Raw genomic sequence first — 17,889 nt, 5'->3', positions numbered from 1 at the left:
TTTTCAGCGCCTGCCCATGGCGTTCATCGCCCGGGCCAGGCGCTGAGTGGCTTGCTGGATTTCGTCCCGGTCGAGGGAGGCAAAGCCCAGGCGCAGCGCGTTTACCGGTTGGTCGTTGGGGGAAAACTGACGACCACTGCGCACCACAACGCCGTGGTCCAGTGCAGTGCTTGCCAACTTATCGACGTCTATTTCTTCCTCGAAACGTACCCATAGCGCCAAACCACCCTCGGGCTCGCGCACTTGTATGCGAGCACCAAACGCCTGATCCAGGCAATCCTGCAATACCGTACGGCGCGCCCGATATTCTTTCGACACGCGGCGCAAATGCTTCTTCAACTCCCCCTCATTGATCAGGTCTGCCAGCATGGCTTGAGCGACCGCGTCGGTATCGCCCAGCATCAGCGCGGCATTGCGTTGCAGGGCTTCAATCACAGAGGTGGGCGCCACGATATAGCTGCAGCGGAACGTCGAGCCCAGCACCTTGGACAACGAGCCGATGTAGAGCACATGGCGTTGGGCGCGGTCACTGGCCAGCGGCAGGTAAGGGCGGCCACTGAAATGGTATTCGTGGTCGTAGTCCTCTTCGATAATGCAGAAGTCATGCAGCGCGGCCAACGTCAGCAAGTGCTGCCGGCGTGCAGCGTGCAAGCTCACAGTGGTGGGGAATTGGTGATGAGGCGTGAGGTAAATCATGCGCACCTTGTGCTCACGGCATAAGCGCTCGATCTGGTCGGTGCGGCAACCTTCATCATCGATGTCGACCGTGACCAACTTCGCCCCGAGCTTGCGGAAAATTTCCCATGCCGGTGGGTAGCTCAGACGTTCCACCAGGACCACGTCGCCGGGCTTGAGCAGCAGGCTGGCGCTCAGGAACAGGGACATCTGGGTGCCCTGGGTCAGGCAGATATTTTCGGCAGTGACCGTCAGCCCACGGTTGTTGCGCAGCATCTCGGCCAGGGCGCAGCGCAAATGATAGCCGGTGCCTTCGCTGCCGTAGCGCACGGTATTGGAGGCAAAGCTGTTGCGCAGTGCATGGCGATAGTAACGGTGCAGAACTGCCTGGGGCAGCAGGCGGTGGTCGCTGGTGCCGTTGTCGAAAAACAGCGCATCGCGCCGATGCTGTAGAGCGACCACTTGGGCGTTATGGGTGAAATAGGGTACCAGCGGTTGCTCCAGTAACGGCGGCGCGAATGACGGTTGCGTAACGCTGGGCAGGTGTTTGAGTGTCAGCTTTACATTGACGAAGGTGCCACGGCGCGGCTCGCTGGTCAGCCAGCCCTTGGTCATGGCTTCTTCGTAGGCCAGGATCACCGTCTTGCGGTTGACGTCGAGCAAGTGTGCCATTTCCCGCGTGCCCGGCAGTAACGTCCCGGGCGGCAGGCGGCCTTCGAGGATGGCATTGACCAAGCCTTCGGCGATCTTGCGGTAAGTCGCCTGGCTTGCACCTTCTTCAAGCCGGAGCAGTGGACGCCATTTACGCATCTGGACCATCTGAAGTATCCAAATCTGGAGGTTTTAATGGGCCTAGTCTAGCGCAACAATCAAGCCTTACTTATCCCGAGGTCTTTATGAATAAACGTCATGTCATCGAACTGTCGCCCTCGGGGAAAAGCTTTGAAGCGGGCGATGAACTCTTGCTCGACGCCATGCTCGCCAGTGGCCTGGCCGTGCCGTTCTCCTGCCGCCGTGGCGCCTGCGGTTCGTGCAAGGTGGTGGTCGCCGAAGGTGCGTACCGGGCCAAACGCCTGGCGCCGGGTGCGCCGCAGCCTTCTTATCCTTTGGCAGCCAATGAGATGTTGTTATGCCAGAGCCACGCCTGTGGCGACATGCGCCTGCATATTCCCGGCTGGTCGCTGGATACGCCCGCGCTGGTAGTGGCGGCGCAGGTTCACAGCAAGCGTGCGCTGGGCCCCGATGTGATCGAGTTGGTATTGATGCCCGAAACCCCAGTGGCGGTGCGGGCTGGCCAATACCTCAAGTTCCACCTGGCGGACGGTGACGCGCGCTGCTTCTCGATTGCCAACCTGCCCGATGAGGACGATGGGCGCTTGGTCTTCCAGATTCGCCGGGTGAGTGGCGGGTATTTTTCCGAGGGTATCCTGGGGGGTCTCGCCGAGGGTGAGCGTCTGCACGTGGAAGGGCCGTTTGGTGCCTGTACCTGGCAGGACGATGTGGCGGCGCCCGTGGTGCTATTCGCTACGGGTACTGGTTACGCGGGCATCAAGCCTATCTTGCTGACCGCGCTCAAGCGCGATGTCGACGTGACGTTGTATTGGGGCGGCGCGCAATCGGCGGACTTTTATGACAGCGCTTTCCTCGACCACCTGATGCTTGAGCATCCCCGTTTTCGCTGGCATCCCGTGCGGTCCTCCGAGGGCAGGGTTCAGGAGGTTGCAATGAGTCATGGGCATCAGTGGAAACAGGCCCAGGTCTATGCGTGCGGCAACGGTGCAATGCTCGGCCAGGTACGCATCCACTGCCTTGAAGCGGGGTTGCCCAGCCACCGGTTTATCGCGGAGGCGTTTGTCGCCAGTGGTCGGTCGAGTGCTGGAGCAGCCTCCCTATCGTTTGACCCGGTGTGGGAGAAAGTCGGCCCGCGTTATTCCTTGGACGGCATGCTGGCGGCGCGGGAAAAATCCATACGTGCCCTGGCGGCGATTGCCAGCCAGTTGAAAGTCGGCATGACCACCGGCGAGGCCCTTGAGATGGCCGCGAGGCAACTGCAGGCCATGGGCGCTTCGCACACTTGGCATCCGACCTACATTCGTTTTGGCGCCGACACTGTGCGCCCACCGCGCGAGGGTATTGATCGTCAGCGCAGGCTGCGCGCTAATGACATTGCCGTGGTCGATCTTGGCCCGGTGTGGGATGGCTACGAAGGCGACTATGGCGATACGTTTGTGTTTGGCGATGGGCCGTTGCACCAGGCCTGTACGACGGCCTTGCATGAAGTCTTCGATGAAACACGCCAGGCGTGGCTGCGTGGTCTGACCGGGCGTGAGCTCTACGACTTCGCCGAGCAGAGCGCTGCGTCAAAGGGCTGGAGGCTGGCGCGCAACCTGGCGGGGCACCGCCTTGCGGATTTTCCCCATGCATTGTTCGAAAGCAAGGAGTTGGCTGACCTGGAGATCCCACCGAGTGAAATGGCCTGGGTATTGGAGATCCAGCTGTGCCATCCCACTGAGCCGGTGGGGGGGTTCTTTGAAGACATGCTGATGTTGCAAGGCTGAAGAGCTGTCATTGTTGCCGAGTCGTGTTTGACGCGATGGCCCTGCAAAGCGAGATCTCACCCACACCGCCGATCCCCTGTGGGAGCTGTCGAGCTTTAGCGAGGCTGCGAAAGCGGTGGTTCAGGCGCTGAAGAGGGTGCCTGTGCCGCTGCCTTCGCAGCCTCGCTTGGGTACCAGATGGGTCAGAGCTTCGGCAACTGCCCGACGCGGCCCATCATTTCAGTGACGATCTGCAGGTCCAGCAGGAACTGGTCGACGGTCTTGAATTCGCTGTCGGTGTGCCCGGTGTACTTCTCTTCCGGGCGGGCCAGGCCGAATTGCACGCCGTTGGGCAGGTCGTGCACCGAGGTTGCGCCGGCCGAGGTGCCGAATTTGTGCGCCATGCCCAGGTTTTCAGTGGCCACTGCCAGCAAGGCTTTTACCCATTCGCCTTCAGGGTTGCGGTACATCGGCGTGTCCAGCGAGTAAGTGAAGCTCACGTTGACCTTGGCGTTCTTGTCCCAGGCGTTCAGCTTCTGCTCGATTTGCGCCTTGAGCGCCTCCGGGGTTTTACCTTTCGGTGCGCGCAGGTTCACGGCCAGTTTGAAGGCTTTGTCATCCTGCCCCACAAACGTCAGCGAGGTGGTCAACGGCCCCATGAAATCATCCGCGTAGCCCACACCCAATTTGCCGCCCAGGTAATCCAGGCCCCAGTTGTCGGCGGCATAGCGCGCGGCATCGGTGATGTGGTTGTGCTGGAGGGCGACCTTGCCGTCGAGGCTGTGGATCAGGTCCAGCATGCGCGCCACCGGGTTGACCCCGGTTTCAGGCTCGGAAGAGTGAGCGGATACGCCGGTAACCGTGAGTTTGACATCCTTGCCATCGACCTTGGCCGTCACTTGGAAGTCGCCACCGTTGCGCTTGGCATAGTCGGCACCGGCCTGTTGCAGGCTGGCGGCCAGTTCGGCGGGGGTGTCGCTGACCAGCGTGGCCACCGAGGCCGATGGAATCTGGTTGTTCGCCTTGCCGCCGGTCATCGCGATGATTTCTGCGCCTTTGCCTTCGCCCTTGCGCACCGGGAAGGTGGCCATCACGGTACCCGAGCCTTTTTCGGCGATCACCACCGGGTAACCGCCATCCAGCGCCAGGTTGTATTGCGGCACGGGGTTGCGTTCGAAGTAGTAAGGAATGGCATCACCGGCGGTTTCTTCAGTGGTGTCTACCAGCAGTTTGAACGTGCGCGCCAGTGGCAGTTTTTCTTCCTTGATCACTTTCATGGCGTACATCGCCACCACGATGCCGTTCTTGTCATCCTCGGTACCGCGGCCATACATGCGGTCGCCAATCAGCGTGACCTTGAACGGGTCGAGTTTGGTACCGTCTTGCAGCACCCAGTTTTCCGGGGTAACGGGCACCACATCGGCATGGGCGTGCACACCCACGACTTCATCACCGCTGCCTTCCAGGGAAATTTCGTACACGCGGTTGTCGACGTTACGGAAGTTCAGGTTGAAGGACTTGGCCAGGGCCTCGATCTTTGCGGCAATCTTGAGGAATTCCGGGTTTTTGTACTGTGGCAGACCGTCTACGTTGAACGTCGGGATTTCCACCAGTTCACGCAAGGTTTCGAGCGCGGCTTTGCCATATTTAACGCGGGTGTAAATGCCCAGCAGGCGATTGATCTCGTTCTGTTGCTCGGCGCTCAGGGGTTTGTTGCCCACAAACGCGCTGATAGCCGGGCCGGTGTCGGCCGCTTTGCCCAGCTCGCCCTGGGCCAGAGTGCCGAGGAAACCGCGGAAATCGGTAACCGAGGTCTCGTTGAACTGCTTCAGGATTGCCGTGCTCTGGTCCGCGCTGATGTTGGCGAATGCGGGCGTGGCGACGGCCGAAAGGCTGGCGGCGAACAGGGTGGCAACCGCCAATTGCTTAAGTGGAAAGTGCATGGTTGAAGGCATTCCTTTGCAGGTAGTGAGTAGGAGATTTCTGACGGAAGAGACAGAAACATTTCCACACACTACCATTACTCAGGTGCCCAAGGTCAATGCTGGCCAGGGTGGGGCGCGGGATACTCTTGCGTCACGCTCAAGGCTCTAGCGTAAGGCCCATCCCACAGTTGTTCATGCAACTGGCCTACACGCCTGGCCATCGCCTCACTGCGCATCACCACCTCCAGATTGCGCGAATTATCCAGGTAGCCGCCCAACCAATTGCTGGTGCCGACCCACGCCACTTGCCCGTCGATCTCCATGGTTTTGCTGTGTATCACCCGCGCATAAGGGATAAAGCCTTGCTTGGCTTCGGGCAGGGTGACGATCTTGATCTCAATATTGGGCAGCACCGCCAGGCTCTTGAGATAGGGCAGTTCCAGCGGGTCGGTATTCCAGTTGGACACCATCAGTTTGATCGACACGCCACGGGCTGCGGCGGCGCGCACGGCGTTGTCGATCACCGCGTAGTACGGTCGGGTTCGATCCGGTCCGTAGGACAGCGGCGCGTAGTCGAGCAATTGCACGCGCACCTCTTTTTGGGCTTCGCCCAGCAGGCGCGGCAGTTCCAGCTGTGAGTCGCCCACGCCGGGCGGGTTGTAGCGTTGCGGGCTGGCCACCAGGTAGTTGCCGGTACGTGCGGGTGCCGGGCCGCTGGCGGGTAGCGGCACCGCTTGTTTACCCTCCAGCGCTGCCTGGGCTTGCCAGTCTTGCTCGAAGATCGCCTGCACCTGGCCCACCACCGTTTCGTCAGTGATCCGCAGCCCGGTTTCGTGGATATGTTCCAAGGCGCGCCAGTCGAAATTCTGACTGCCGACAAACGCCTGCTTGCCATCCACCAGCAGGTACTTGGCGTGGATGATGCCGCCGCTCAGTTGCCCGTAGGGCAGCACGCGCAAGGTCAGGTTGGGAATGGCGCGCAAGCGTTCCAGGGTGGCGGCATCCGACAGCTTGATGCCTTTTTCTTCGAGCAGGAAACGAATCTTCACGCCGCGTTTGCCGGCGGCTTCCAGGTGTTCAAGCACGCTGTTCATCACCGAGCCAGGGTGGTCCGCGGCGTAGAACTGGCCGATATCAATGTGGCTTTTGGCGCCGTCGAACAGCTCGATCCATACCGGGCCGGGCTGGCGCAAATCGTCGGTGCCCAGGGCGGTGTCCACAGGCACGGTATGCACCAATTCAAAACCTGGAATGGAAAAGTCCGCCTGGGCCAGCGGACTGAGGAGCAAGCCGGTCAGGCCGGCAATACGCAACTTTATCGAAAGGGACATAAGCGTCTCATCGCACCAAAGGTAAAGGCGAGCGCCCAAGGCGCCCGCCCTGCAGGTCAGGCTGTGCGGCTGTGCAGCGGGGTGGGCACGCGATGAGTCACTTCATCCTGTGCACGGGCGCCGGTGGCGGCGCGGATCAACAGGATCTTCAACTGGTCGTTGATGCGCTCCAGGCTGTCCTGGAAGAAGTTGTGGAACACCACGCAAAAAAGCGCGATGGCGATACCTAATCCCGTGGCAAACAAGGCCGTCCCGATACCACCGGAAATCTGCCCTGGGTCCGATACGCCCGCGGTGGCCAGCGCCTTGAAGGTGTCGATGATGCCGAGAATGGTGCCCAGCAGGCCCAGCAGTGGGGCGGCGGTGGTGATGGTCTCGATGATCCACAGGCTGCGGGCCAGTGGGGCGCGGGTCTTCAGGTATTGGGTATCGATTTCGTCGTCCAGGTCCTTGCGCGAACCGTGGGTCGCCTTCTGGGCCAGCACCGGCAAGATCATGTTCAGCGGCAGGCTGTCGCGACGGGTCAGGTTGTCCGGCAGGTCACGCTCGCCGTGCACATTGGCGCCCAGGGCGTCGATCAATGCGCGTGCCTGGCGGCGTACGTAGGCGAAGTAGATACCGCGTTCGATGGCGATGAAGATCGCAATGGCCATCGCCGCATACATCACATAGAAAGTGACGTCGTGGAGCAGGTTCATATCCATGATGGTGTTCCTCTTGGGGTGAGTCTTAGAAATTCGCTTCCAGCGAAACCGTGACGGTACGGTCCAGGCCGACGATGTACGCGGGGTCGCCATCGCGGAAACCGCTGTAGCTGGCCGCGTTGGTCTTGGTGGTGTACACGCCGTCCAGGTATTTCTTGTCGAACAGGTTGTCGACGTTCAGGCGCAGGGTCGCGTCCTTGACCACTTTCTTGTCCACCGGCAGGTAAATACCGGCGCCGAGGTTGAACACGGTGCGACCGGAAATCGCCTCGTCGTTGGTCAGGTCGCCGTAGAGCTTGCTGGTGTACTTGCCACCGAAGGTGCCGTAGAAGCGCCCATCGTCATACCCGATGTTGGCCGCCAGCATGTTCTTGGGCACGTTGGCGAACTGCTTGCCACTGGTGGGCAGCACGATGGGTTTGCCGGCGTTGTAGACGGTCAGGTCATCCTGCTGCTCGGCCTTGGTGTAGGTGTAGGAGGTGTAGTAATTGAAGTGGTGGGGCAACTGGCCGCTCCACTCCAGCTCCAGGCCTTTGTTGACCACGGAGCCGGCGTTGATGTCGGCAAAGTCACCGTTGATGTCCCGGGACGAAACCTGGCGGTTCTTGAAGTCCATGTAGAACAGGGTGGCGGCCAGGTTCATGTCGTCGCCGCTGTAGCGCCAGCCCAGTTCATGGTTCCAACTGGTTTCCGGTTCGGCTTCGATCGAGCCGGCGCCTTTGTCGTAGAGCACGTAGTTCTGCGGTACCCGCATGTTGCGCGACAGGCTGTAGAACAACTGGTCACGCTCGTCCAGCTGGTATTTCAGGCCGGCGTTGGGCAGCAGTTTGTTGTAGGTCTGGTTACGTTTTTCCGGGCGTTCGTTGAGGCTGCCGTGGTTGGTGCCTTCACGCTCGACGTTCATGTAGGCCAGGCCTGCGATGAGGGTCCAGTCCGGGTTGAGGTACCAGGTGTCCTGGGCCCAGACCTTTTGCGCTGGCGTCACGGTGAAACGGTCGCGACCCTGCACGGTGTTGCCGTTGGCATCGACGATGGCGCTGTTGGAATCTGGCCAGGTATCCACTGGCTTGCCGTTGCTCTTGAGCGGAATGAACGGCTGGGTCTGGCTCTGGCGTGCGCGCTCGTACCAGTAACCGAATTGCAGGCTGTGGTCGCCAAGGTCCCAGGTCAGCTTGGTGGTGATACCCGGACGCCAGGTTTGCGTGCGTGAAGGGCGGTAGTACACGCCGCTGTTGGGTGTGCCGTCGGCGTTGTATTGGGCGGCCGTGGGCAGGTTGCCGAGGTCGAACACACCGCCCTGGTTGGAGCCACGGTTGAGGGCATAGCTGGATGAACCGACGCCGCTGCCATTGCCCCAGTAGTAATACGGGATCACCGACAGTGCGAGGTTATCGGCCAGTTTGAACTGGGTGTTGAGCACGGCGGTGAACGTCTGGAACGGGTTCTGCGCCAGGGCGTAATAGCTGTTGTACTTGCCGTTGCTGCCCACGCTGGGTGTTGCCGGATAAGGGTCGTACCTGCGGCCATATTGCTGGAACTGCGCCTTGGTCAACTGGCTGTAACTGTTGTTGTCCTGCTCGTGGTACTTGAGGATCAGGTTGGCGGTGTTGCCATTGCCAGCGTCGAAAAAGCTGTTCCACTCCACCTTGTCCGCGCGTACCGCGCCCGAACCGCGCCACATCTCACCTTCGGTATGGGACACCGACAGCCAGTTGCTCAGGCCGTTGATTTCGCCGGTATTGAGGCGGGCAAAGGTCTTGCGCGTGGCATTGCTGCCGACGACCTGTTTGACGAAGGCGCCGGTTTCCTTGGTCGGGCGAATGGTCACGATGCCAATGTTGCCGCCGCTGGAACCAATGTGCGGGCCGTCGGATTCCGAAGCGCCCTGGGTGACGAAGATCTGGTCAATGTTTTCCGGGTCGCCCAGCAGGTTGGAATACAGCGCGTAGTTGCCGGAGTCGTTGATCGGCATGCCGTCCACCGACATGCCCACCTGGTCGGAGTTCATGCCGCGCATGGTGAAGCGAAAGCCCGACAGGCCGGTGTTGTCTTCACTGGAGATGTTCAAGCCTGGGGTGTACTTGAGTTTGTCGATGGCATTGCCGGTGGCCGCCTGTTTATCCAGTGCTTCCTTGGTCACTGTGGAGCGGCCCTTGATGCTTTCCTCCGGCACCATGTAACCGCCCCCGGCGGTCGCCTTGCCTTGTACCCCAATGGTGCCGACATCACTGTCGCTGGTCTCTGCCATGACCAGTCCCTGGCTCATGCTGGTCGCGGCCACAAGTGCCAGATGAATACGGGTGAACTTCATCACTGTCGTCCTGGTGTCGGGTGCTTATTGCACGCTGTAGTTGAAGGTGGCGGTGAAGCGCTGCTCATTGCGCCCCCCGAAGGCTTGCTCGGGGAACGGTTTGACTTGCTTGATGCGACGCAAGCTGTTGGTGGCTGCCCGGTTGAGCAACATGCTCGAGGCCTGGGTTTGTAAACCTGAGTCGAGGACGCGGCCCCGACGGTCTACCAACAGCCACACCACCACCTCGCCGCTCGGGCGTTCGAGGGACGCCTGGCGCCCGGTGGGGTACTGCTTGTAGGTGTCCAGTTCGTTGCGCAAGCCTTTGAGATAACCGCTTTCCAGGGCCTGGCCGTCGACCTTCGGTGGCGCCGGTGGGGCAGGCGTCGGTGCCGCTTGGGTGACGGCGGCCGGGGCTGGCTTGGCGGCCACCGGTGGCGGCGTCGGCACGGGCTTGGCGACCACGGGCGCAGGCTTGGGCACAGGTTTTGGCTTTGGCTTGGGTTCGGGTTTTGGCAGCGGCTTGGGCGGTGGCGGCGGGGGCGCCGGCTCGGCCTCTTCCTCTTCAATCACCGGCGGTGGCGGTTCTTGCTCCACCACCGGTTCCGGTATGACTTCCGGTTCCGGCTCAACCAAGGCCAATTCGACCGCCGACTCGTCATACACCGGCTCGACCTTCAACGTCTGGGACTGGATACCCAGTGCAATCAGCACCAGGGCGATCAGGGCCGGAACACTGCCCAGCAGCTGACGCGCACGAAACAGAACGTACATGATCAGGACTTACGCGTGGCGATGGACACGGAGGTGAAGCCACCCAGGCGCAGGGTGTCCATCACTTCCACCAGGCGCGAAACCTCCACGCCTTTGTCGCTGTTGACGATGATCGTCGACTTGGTATCGGGCTTTTCGGCCGCCTTCAGCGCCGGCACCAGGGCCTCCACCGTCAGGTCCTTGCCGTCCAGTTGCAACTGGCCTTCCAGGCCCAGGGTGAGGATGAATTTGTTTTGCGGCTTGAGCTGCTGCGAACTGCTGGCGCTGGGCAATTGGGTCTTCATGCCGAGCGCGGGAATCACGTTCAGGCTCACCAGTACGAAAAACACCAGCAGGAACATCATCACGTCGATCATCGGGATCAGCTCGATGTGCGCCTTGCGTTTCTTGGGTTCGTCCCAGGTTCTCATTCCGTTACCCCGTCATTGAATTAGGGGCAAAACGCTAACAGCCAAAAATGACCGATTGGTTAACTTTAATTGACCGTTTAGAGGCTCTAGGACGCGTCTTTCAGAAAACTTACCGGTCAGTTTTCGGGCGTAATGAAACTGACACTCGGGGCATCCATGCTTGAGAAATTTATCTTGAGAGCCGGCTCCCATGCCCACTGCACTGCCTCAATTGACGACCCCGCGACTGCTGTTGCGCGCCCTGCAAATGCATCAGGCGCAGGTGCTTTTCACGCTTGCCAACGGGCCGAAAATTGCCGACAACACGGCGAACATTCCATCGCCCTACACCCTGGAAACCGCCCAGGATTTTATTGTCGGGGCCGCCGACAAGTACCGCACTGGTGAACTGCTGAACCTGGGGATGCATGTGCGCAGCACTGACGAATTGGTCGGCATGGTCAGCCTGCGCATCAACGCTCGCCATCACTATGGGCACTTGGGTGGCTGGGTGGCGGCGCACTGCCGTAACCAGGGATATGCGGCTGAAGCGGCGAGCGCGGTGATGGATTTCGGGTTCGAGGCGCTAGGGTTGCAGCGCGTGGGCAGCCAGTGTTTCGCGCGCAACAAGGAATCGGCGCGGGTCATGGAAAAGATCGGCCTGCGTTATGAAGGCTGCATGCGCCAGGCGTTTTTAAAGAACGGCGTGTATGAGGACTTGCTCGGGTTTGCCACCGTGCGCGACGACTGGGAGCACTGTTTGTGAGCGGCGAAGTGGACCACGGCCGGCGCCGGGTCCTTGGCGGGCTGGCGGTCGCTACCGCTTTTTCGATTCTCAGCCCGTTTGCGCGCAGTGCCGGGGTGGATTATCCGTTCACCCTTGGCGTGGCTTCCGGCGACCCGCTGCCAGATGGCTTTGTGATCTGGACGCGCCTGGCGCCGTTGTTCAACGCCGCGGATGGCCGTGGCGGCCTGAGTCGCTCGGTGCCGCTGCGTTGGCGGGTGGCCAGCGATGCGGCGATGACGCGCATTGTGAAGCAGGGCGAAGTACTGGCGACGCCGCGTTTCGCTCACGCAGTGCATGTCGAAGTGGCGGGGCTGGCGGCGGATCGGCCGTATTGGTACCAGTTTGAAGGGCTCGGTGCGCAGAGCCCGGTGGGCCAGTCGCGCACGATGCCGCCGCTGCAGGCCATGGCCTCGGCCCGGCTGGGGTTTGTGTCCTGCTCGCACTGGGAGCGCGGTTACTTCAGCGCCTACCGACACCTTGCCGCCGAGCAGCCGGACCTGGTGTTTTTCCTCGGTGATTATATTTACGACAGTTCCTATGCTGCGGATTCGGGCAAGGTGTTTCGTTCTCACGGCAGCGGCAATGCGCAAAGCCTGAGTGATTACCGCAACCGCTACGCACTGTACAAGACTGATCCAGACCTGCAGGCCCTGCACGCCGCGGCTCCCAGCGTCGTAACCTGGGACGATCACGAAGTACAGAATGACTACGCCAACCGCTGGTCCCAGGACCCGAAGGTGGCGGTGGCGCAGTTTCTCAAGCAACGGGCCGCGGCGTACCAGGCGTTTTACGAACACATGCCCCTGCGTGCCAGCAGCGTGCCGAAGGGGCCGGACATGCGCATCTACCGGCGCCTGGACTATGGGCGGCTCGCGCGTTTTCATGTGCTCGACGGTCGCCAGTACCGTTCCGAGCAACCCTGCATCGCGGCCAATGGCAGCCACCAAGGGCATATTGTCACCACCCCTTGCAGCGACCTGCGTGACCCTGGCCGCACGTTGCTCGGCTGGCAGCAAGAGTCTTGGCTGGACCAGGGGTTTGCCCAGTCCAGTGCGCAGTGGAATGTCATCGCCCAGGATTTGCTGGTGGCGCCGCTGATGCAACGTGACTTGACCAACCATAAGCTTGGCCGCTGGACCGATGGTTGGGATGGCTACATGGCGAACCGCTCACGGATGCTGGCGTCGATCGTGCGCAATCGCGTGAAGAACCCGGTGTTCTGGGGAGGGGATATTCATTCGTTCTGGGCCACCGACCTGCATCTCGACGCCGACAGGCCAGACTCGGCGGTGGTCGCCACCGAGTTCGTCGGCTCGTCGGTCACCTCAGATGGCCCTCCCTACGACGCGTTCATGAAGATCATGCCGCTCAACCCCCATGTGAAGTTTTTCGACAGTCGCCAGCGTGGGTATGTGTCGGTGGAGTTGGCGGCCAACACCATGTTGACGAATTTTCGGGCGATCAGTGATCCGCGTGACCCGGCGGCGACGGTGTCGACGTTGAAGTCGTTCATCAATGAATCGGGCCAGCCGAGCGTGGCCCTGTAGGAGCGCGCTTGCTCGCGAAAACGAAAGGGCGCCGATGGGAATCAGGTATCCCGCCTTATCGTTAACGGTCTTCGCGAGCAAGCTCGCTCCTACAGTGTCAGGGTATCAGCGAGGCTGTAGCGCACCGAGAGCGCGCCTTTTTTCTCCGACAACGCCAGGATCGTTACCTGGCCCAGTTCGCTCAACGCTTGAACATGCGTACCGCCACAGGCGTACGCCGGTAATTCGCCGAAGCCGACTTCGCGGGTGCCGTCTTCCAGCGTCATATGGCGGGAATAGTCGGCGGCGATCCATGTGTTGACCCACTGCTGGAGCGCCTGCGCATCCATGTCTTGCGCGGTCTCGCCACGGATAAAAGTGATCTTGCCTTCGCCGGGCCAATGGTGGGCCTTGATCGGCATCCAGCCCAGGCGTTCGCCGGCATTGCCAATCAAGTGCCCCGCCGAATGCAGACGCGTATGCAAGGCGCGCCGCTGTGCGTCGACTCGTGCAACGACGAGGCCGGGCTCCAGAGGTCGGTCGACGTAGTGCACCACCTGTTCGGCTTCCTGCATGACTCGCAGCACCTGGCTGTCGCCGAGCCAGCCGGTGTCGGACGGCTGGCCTCCGCCTTGGGGATGGAAAATGGTCGACTGCACAATCACGGCGAATTGCTCTTCGTACGGGGTGCAACTGAGCACTTCCAGCTCGGCCGTCAGGTGGTCGTGGGTAAAAAACAGGCGCTCGGTCATCATCTACATCCGCATCAGGGTTCTGTGGGCAGTATAAATAGTGCGCAGATGGGTGATAATCCGCTCAATTATCAATGGACCTGTGCGTCATGAGCATCAATCTTCCTTTGCCGCTATTGGGTGAAATGGCGATTTTCGTCAAGGTCGTGGAAACCGGCAGCTTCTCCGAAGCGGCGCGGCAACTCAGCGTTTCACCTTCGGCGGTGAGCCGCAGCATCTCGCGCCTGGAACAAGCCCTGGCCACGCGCCTGCTGCAACGTACCACGCGCAAGCTGCGCCTGAGCGAGGGCGGCGAGGAGGTGTTCAAGCGTTGCCAGGAGATGGTCAATGCGGCGCGCTCGGTGATGGAAATCAGTGGGCAATTTACCCATGAAGCCGAGGGGCTGGTGCGGGTCAGTGTGCCCAAGGCGGTGGGGCGATTTGTGGTGCACCCGCATATGCCGGAATTTTTGCGGCGCTATCCCAAGGTGGATGTGCAATTGATCCTGGAAGACAGGCATGTGGATTTGATCGACGACAACGTCGACTTGAGCATCCGCATCACCGACAGCCCACCGCCAGGTTTGGTCGGGCGCCAACTGTTGCCCATCGAACATTTGCTGTGCGCGACGCCACAGTACTTGGCCGAGCACGGTACACCGAGCCATCCCCATGATCTGCTCGGGCACAGTTGCATTTATCTGGGTGAGACACCGGGAGATTCACGCTGGAAGTTCCGCCAGGCTGGCAAGGCGGTAACGGTCGGCGTACGCGGCCGGTATGCGGCGAACCACACCGGGGTGCGACTGGAGGCTGCGTTGCAGCATGTCGGGATTGCCAGCTTGCCGTATTTCACCGCGCGGCACGCATTGGAAGCAGGAGATTTGGTGCAGGTGTTGCCGGGGTGGGATTTTATTGCGTCGTACCATGGCGAGGCGTGGTTGCTGCATTCGCCCACACGTTACCTGCCGCCGAAGTTGCGGGTGTTTATCGATTATCTGGTGGAGTGCATGGCCAGGGAGCCCACGCTGCGCCGACGGTAGGAGCGCGGTTGCTCGTTCCCACGCTCTGCGTGGGAATGCCACCTGGACGCTCCGCGTCCTGCCTTTATGCCTGTGCACGGGTGACGCAGAGCGTCACAGGATAGGTTCCCACGCAGAGCGTAGGAACGAGCATAGTTGTCAGTGCTTGCTCTGGTCCTGAGGCATCGCCAGCAGCTGTTTTTCCTGGTTCCAGTCGAACGGTTCGTCGTTCTGTTCGGCTTCATAGCGACGTTCTTCCAGGGCCTGGTACAGGTCCAGTTCTTCGTCGGGCATGAAGTGCAGGCAGTCGCCGCCAAAGAACCACAGCAGGTCACGGGGCACCAGGTGGGCGATTTGCGGGTAGCGCAGGATGACCTGGCTCATCAGGTCCTGGCCCAGGTACTGGCTTTCGATCGGGTCGATTGGCAACAGGGCGCGCAGTTCGTCGAAACGCTCCAGGAACAGCGAGTGGCTTTCCTCGGGTACCTGTTCGGCTTCGCCGACGGCAACCAGGATGCTGCGCAAGTGGTCGAGCAAGACAAGATGATCGGCAACGACGTTGGACACGAGATAAGGCCTCTAAAGCAAAAACGGGCGCGAGAGTATAAGCCTCTCGCGCCCGTTTTTATATGACCGCTCGACTCAGCGGACTTTATCTTCTGCCTGCATCAGCTCTTCCTTGCTGAAATCATCCACGTCGATCACCTTGCGTCGCGCAGCCTCGGCATCGCGCAAGGTTTGCGCCTCGGCCGGTTGCAGCACGCCGGCCTGCAGGGCCGCGTCGATGGCATGCTCGCCGGCAGCCGGCTTGACCTGGCCGCTTTTGAGCGCGCTGTGGAGTTTTTTCTGCAAGGGGTGGCTGGCACCGAGCAGGTCGTAGGCATGTTGCAGGGCGCCCACGGGATCTTCTGCTGATTGCGGGCGATAACAGCCGGCCAGCAATTCTTCCAGGGTCGGGTCGCCTTTGGCGCGGCCGATCACGGCTGCCACTTCGGCATCCAGAGCGTCGGACGGCCCGGTATGACGACGCCCGAACGGGAACACGATCACCCGCAACAGGCAGCCCAGCACCTTGTTCGGGAAGTTGCTCAGCAGCTCATCCAATGCGCGTTCCGATTCGCCCAGGCTTTCTTCCATGGCCCAGGCAAACAGCGGCTCCAGATGGTCCGGCGAGTCCAGGTCGTGATAACGCTTGAGCGCCGCCGACGCCAGGTACATGTGGCTGAGCACATCACCCAGGCGAGCGGACAAGCGTTCGCGGCGCTTGAGCTCGCCACCCAGCAACATCATGCTCAGGTCGGCCAGCAGGGCAAACGCAGCCGCCTGGCGGTTCAGGGCACGGAAGTAGCCCTGGCTCAAACGGTTGCCCGGGGCTTTTTCGAAGTGCCCGAAGCCCAGGTTCAGCACCAGGGTGCTGGCGGCGTTGCTGACGGCGAAGCCGATGTGCTGCATCAGCAGGCCGTCAAATTCCTTCAACGCCTGGTCATGGTCTTCGCGGCCGGCCAGGGCCATTTCCTTGAGCACGAAGGGGTGGCAGCGAATCGCGCCCTGGCCGAAGATCATCAGGTTACGCGAAAGGATATTCGCGCCTTCCACGGTGATGAAGATCGGTGCGCCCTGCCAGTTGCGGCCCAGGTAGTTGTTGGGGCCCATGATGATGCCCTTGCCGCCGTGCACGTCCATGGCGTGGCTGATGCACTCACGGCCGCGTTCGGTCAGGTGATACTTGAGGATCGCCGACAACACCGACGGCTTCTCGCCCAGGTCCACGGCGTTGGCGGTGAGCATGCGTGCGCTGTCCATCAGCCAGGCGTTGCCACCGATGCGTGCCAGGGCTTCCTGGATGCCTTCGAAGGCCGACAGCGGTACGTTGAACTGTTCGCGCACCTGGGCGTATTGGCCGGTCACCAGGCTGGTGAACTTGGCGGCGCCGGTGCCGACGGCGGGCAGCGAGATCGAACGGCCGACCGACAGGCAGTTCATCAGCATCATCCAGCCCTTGCCGAGCATTTCCTGGCCACCAATCAGGTATTCCAGGGGGATGAACACATCCTTGCCGGAGTTGGGGCCGTTCATGAAAGCGGCGCCAAGCGGCAGGTGACGACGGCCGATTTCCACGCCAGGGGTGTCGGTAGGAATCAACGCGAGGCTGATGCCCAGGTCTTCTTCTTCACCCAACAGGTGGTCCGGGTCATGAGCCTTGAAGGCCAGGCCGAGCAAGGTCGCGACCGGGCCGAGGGTGATGTAGCGCTTTTCCCAGTTCAGGCGCAGGCCGAGGGTTTCCTTGCCTTCCCATTCGCCTTTGCAGATCACGCCGGTGTCGGGCATGGCGCCCGCATCGGAGCCGGCCAGCGGGCCGGTGAGGGCGAAGCACGGGATGTCGTCGCCACGGGCCAGGCGCGGCAGGTAATGATTGCGCTGTTCCTCGGTGCCGTAGTGCAGCAGCAGTTCGGCGGGGCCGAGTGAGTTGGGGACCATCACGGTGGAGGCCAGGTCACCACTGCGGGTCGCGAGCTTCATGGCGACCTGGGAGTGGGCATAGGCGGAGAAGCCCTTGCCACCGTACTCCTTGGGAATGATCAGGGCGAAGAAGCCATGGGTCTTGATGTGTTCCCAGGCTTGCGGCGGCAGGTCCATGGCCTGGCCGATTTCCCAGTCGCTGACCATGGCGCAGAGTTCTTCGGTGGGGCCGTCGATGAACGCCTGCTCTTCCTCGGTCAATTGCGCCTTGGGGTAGGCCAGCAATTTGTCCCAGTCCGGGCGGCCACTGAACAGCTCGCCGTCCCACCACACGGTACCGGCATCAATCGCATCGCGCTCGGTCTCGGACATCGGCGGCAGCACTTTCTGGAACCAGCTGAACAGCGGCTTGGTGAAGTATTGGCGGCGCAGGTCAGGCAGCAACAAAGGCGCGGCCACCACGGCCAGGAGTACCCAGAAGATCAGCAGCAGCCAACCCGGTGCGTGGCTCCAGGCGCCCATCGCCAGCAGGTAGACGGCGACCACACCCAGGGCGGGCAGGGGGGCAGTACGGCGGTGTGCCAGGTAGGCAATGCCGACCACCAGCACCAGTATCCACAACAACAGCATATTCAATCCTCCGTGAACCAGGGGCGAAACCACCAGGGAGCTTAGTCGGCATCCGAACAAGCCGGGTGATCAGGGTGTAACAAGGTGTACTGGGCAACCCATCAGCCG

At 61.3% G+C, this 17,889-nt stretch carries 14 protein-coding genes; 4 read left to right on the top strand and 10 right to left on the bottom strand.

What is annotated here, in order from left to right:
* Window positions 1–3 precede the first annotated feature (3 nt).
* The gene (locus BT204_RS20485) at window positions 4–1,494 is read right to left on the bottom strand and encodes a MocR-like pyridoxine biosynthesis transcription factor PdxR (protein WP_034127221.1); all 1,491 of its coding nucleotides are present in this window, start codon (window positions 1,492–1,494) and stop codon (window positions 4–6) included.
* Between the two features lie 77 nt (window positions 1,495–1,571).
* On the opposite strand from BT204_RS20485, the gene BT204_RS20480 reads away from it, so the two are divergent.
* Window positions 1,572–3,233, top strand: a complete 1,662-nt coding sequence (locus BT204_RS20480; RefSeq protein WP_072448118.1) for a M24 family metallopeptidase — start codon at window positions 1,572–1,574, stop codon at window positions 3,231–3,233.
* 182 nt (window positions 3,234–3,415) lie between these two features.
* Here the strand turns inward: BT204_RS20480 and BT204_RS20475 are convergent, their stop codons facing one another.
* The 6 genes from BT204_RS20475 to BT204_RS20450 form a co-directional block, all read right to left on the bottom strand.
* Window positions 3,416–5,155: a dipeptidase gene (locus tag BT204_RS20475; protein WP_072448116.1), complete on the bottom strand. Its 1,740-nt coding sequence runs from the start codon at window positions 5,153–5,155 to the stop codon at window positions 3,416–3,418.
* 95 nt (window positions 5,156–5,250) lie between these two features.
* Complete coding sequence (locus tag BT204_RS20470; RefSeq protein ID WP_072448114.1) at window positions 5,251–6,468, bottom strand: phospholipase D-like domain-containing protein; 1,218 nt, start codon at window positions 6,466–6,468, stop codon at window positions 5,251–5,253.
* A 56-nt stretch (window positions 6,469–6,524) separates the two neighbouring features.
* A complete protein-coding gene (locus tag BT204_RS20465) occupies window positions 6,525–7,172 on the bottom strand; it encodes a MotA/TolQ/ExbB proton channel family protein (RefSeq protein ID WP_054897855.1) in 648 nt (215 codons plus the stop codon).
* Window positions 7,173–7,197: 25 nt separating this feature from the next.
* Window positions 7,198–9,483 carry a TonB-dependent receptor gene (locus BT204_RS20460; RefSeq protein WP_072448112.1) on the bottom strand — a complete coding sequence of 762 codons (2,286 nt, stop codon included), beginning with the start codon at window positions 9,481–9,483 and terminating at the stop codon, window positions 7,198–7,200.
* A 24-nt stretch (window positions 9,484–9,507) separates the two neighbouring features.
* Window positions 9,508–10,236 (bottom strand): energy transducer TonB family protein, encoded by a 729-nt coding sequence (locus tag BT204_RS20455; RefSeq protein ID WP_072448110.1) that lies wholly within the window; start codon window positions 10,234–10,236, stop codon window positions 9,508–9,510.
* 2 nt (window positions 10,237–10,238) lie between these two features.
* Window positions 10,239–10,646, bottom strand: a complete 408-nt coding sequence (locus tag BT204_RS20450; RefSeq protein WP_014717774.1) for an ExbD/TolR family protein — start codon at window positions 10,644–10,646, stop codon at window positions 10,239–10,241.
* A gap of 190 nt (window positions 10,647–10,836) precedes the next feature.
* On the opposite strand from BT204_RS20450, the gene BT204_RS20445 reads away from it, so the two are divergent.
* Together BT204_RS20445 and BT204_RS20440 are read left to right on the top strand one after the other, a co-directional pair.
* Window positions 10,837–11,391 (top strand): GNAT family N-acetyltransferase, encoded by a 555-nt coding sequence (locus BT204_RS20445; RefSeq protein ID WP_072448108.1) that lies wholly within the window; start codon window positions 10,837–10,839, stop codon window positions 11,389–11,391.
* Window positions 11,388–12,959 (top strand): alkaline phosphatase D family protein, encoded by a 1,572-nt coding sequence (locus BT204_RS20440; protein ID WP_072448106.1) that lies wholly within the window; start codon window positions 11,388–11,390, stop codon window positions 12,957–12,959. The genes BT204_RS20445 and BT204_RS20440 overlap by 4 nt, the downstream gene beginning before the upstream one ends.
* Before the next feature lie 89 nt (window positions 12,960–13,048).
* Here the strand turns inward: BT204_RS20440 and BT204_RS20435 are convergent, their stop codons facing one another.
* Window positions 13,049–13,690: a serine-tRNA(Ala) deacylase AlaX gene (locus tag BT204_RS20435; protein WP_034127270.1), complete on the bottom strand. Its 642-nt coding sequence runs from the start codon at window positions 13,688–13,690 to the stop codon at window positions 13,049–13,051.
* A gap of 89 nt (window positions 13,691–13,779) precedes the next feature.
* Between BT204_RS20435 and BT204_RS20430 the strand changes: the two genes are divergently transcribed.
* On the top strand, window positions 13,780–14,712 hold the full coding sequence (locus BT204_RS20430) for a LysR family transcriptional regulator (protein ID WP_034127229.1): 933 nt from the start codon (window positions 13,780–13,782) through the stop codon (window positions 14,710–14,712).
* 138 nt (window positions 14,713–14,850) lie between these two features.
* Here BT204_RS20430 and BT204_RS20425 read toward each other — a convergent pair whose 3' ends face one another.
* Together BT204_RS20425 and BT204_RS20420 are read right to left on the bottom strand one after the other, a co-directional pair.
* Entirely contained in the window at window positions 14,851–15,258 is a 408-nt protein-coding gene (locus BT204_RS20425) for a PA2817 family protein (protein WP_003190109.1), read from the bottom strand.
* Between the two features lie 75 nt (window positions 15,259–15,333).
* Window positions 15,334–17,781: an acyl-CoA dehydrogenase gene (locus BT204_RS20420; RefSeq protein ID WP_054921694.1), complete on the bottom strand. Its 2,448-nt coding sequence runs from the start codon at window positions 17,779–17,781 to the stop codon at window positions 15,334–15,336.
* Window positions 17,782–17,889 lie beyond the last annotated feature (108 nt).

Source organism: Pseudomonas sp. NFPP02 (genome assembly GCF_900119355.1).
Classification (GTDB): Bacteria; Pseudomonadota; Gammaproteobacteria; order Pseudomonadales; family Pseudomonadaceae; genus Aquipseudomonas; species Aquipseudomonas paracarnis.
The sequence above is the reverse complement of the archived record's forward strand: the minus strand, read 5'-3'. Positions and strand labels throughout refer to the sequence as shown.

What these genes read in the sequence shown, in the direction of transcription:
- BT204_RS20485 (WP_034127221.1), bottom strand. Translation starts at nt 1,494, where the DNA reads ATGGTCCAGATGCGTAAATGGCGTCCACTGCTCCGGCTTGAAGAAGGT.
- BT204_RS20480 (WP_072448118.1), top strand. Translation starts at nt 1,572, where the DNA reads ATGAATAAACGTCATGTCATCGAACTGTCGCCCTCGGGGAAAAGCTTT.
- BT204_RS20475 (WP_072448116.1), bottom strand. Translation starts at nt 5,155, where the DNA reads ATGCACTTTCCACTTAAGCAATTGGCGGTTGCCACCCTGTTCGCCGCC.
- BT204_RS20470 (WP_072448114.1), bottom strand. Translation starts at nt 6,468, where the DNA reads ATGTCCCTTTCGATAAAGTTGCGTATTGCCGGCCTGACCGGCTTGCTC.
- BT204_RS20465 (WP_054897855.1), bottom strand. Translation starts at nt 7,172, where the DNA reads ATGGATATGAACCTGCTCCACGACGTCACTTTCTATGTGATGTATGCG.
- BT204_RS20460 (WP_072448112.1), bottom strand. Translation starts at nt 9,483, where the DNA reads ATGAAGTTCACCCGTATTCATCTGGCACTTGTGGCCGCGACCAGCATG.
- BT204_RS20455 (WP_072448110.1), bottom strand. Translation starts at nt 10,236, where the DNA reads ATGTACGTTCTGTTTCGTGCGCGTCAGCTGCTGGGCAGTGTTCCGGCC.
- BT204_RS20450 (WP_014717774.1), bottom strand. Translation starts at nt 10,646, where the DNA reads ATGAGAACCTGGGACGAACCCAAGAAACGCAAGGCGCACATCGAGCTG.
- BT204_RS20445 (WP_072448108.1), top strand. Translation starts at nt 10,837, where the DNA reads ATGCCCACTGCACTGCCTCAATTGACGACCCCGCGACTGCTGTTGCGC.
- BT204_RS20435 (WP_034127270.1), bottom strand. Translation starts at nt 13,690, where the DNA reads ATGACCGAGCGCCTGTTTTTTACCCACGACCACCTGACGGCCGAGCTG.
- BT204_RS20430 (WP_034127229.1), top strand. Translation starts at nt 13,780, where the DNA reads ATGAGCATCAATCTTCCTTTGCCGCTATTGGGTGAAATGGCGATTTTC.
- BT204_RS20420 (WP_054921694.1), bottom strand. Translation starts at nt 17,781, where the DNA reads ATGCTGTTGTTGTGGATACTGGTGCTGGTGGTCGGCATTGCCTACCTG.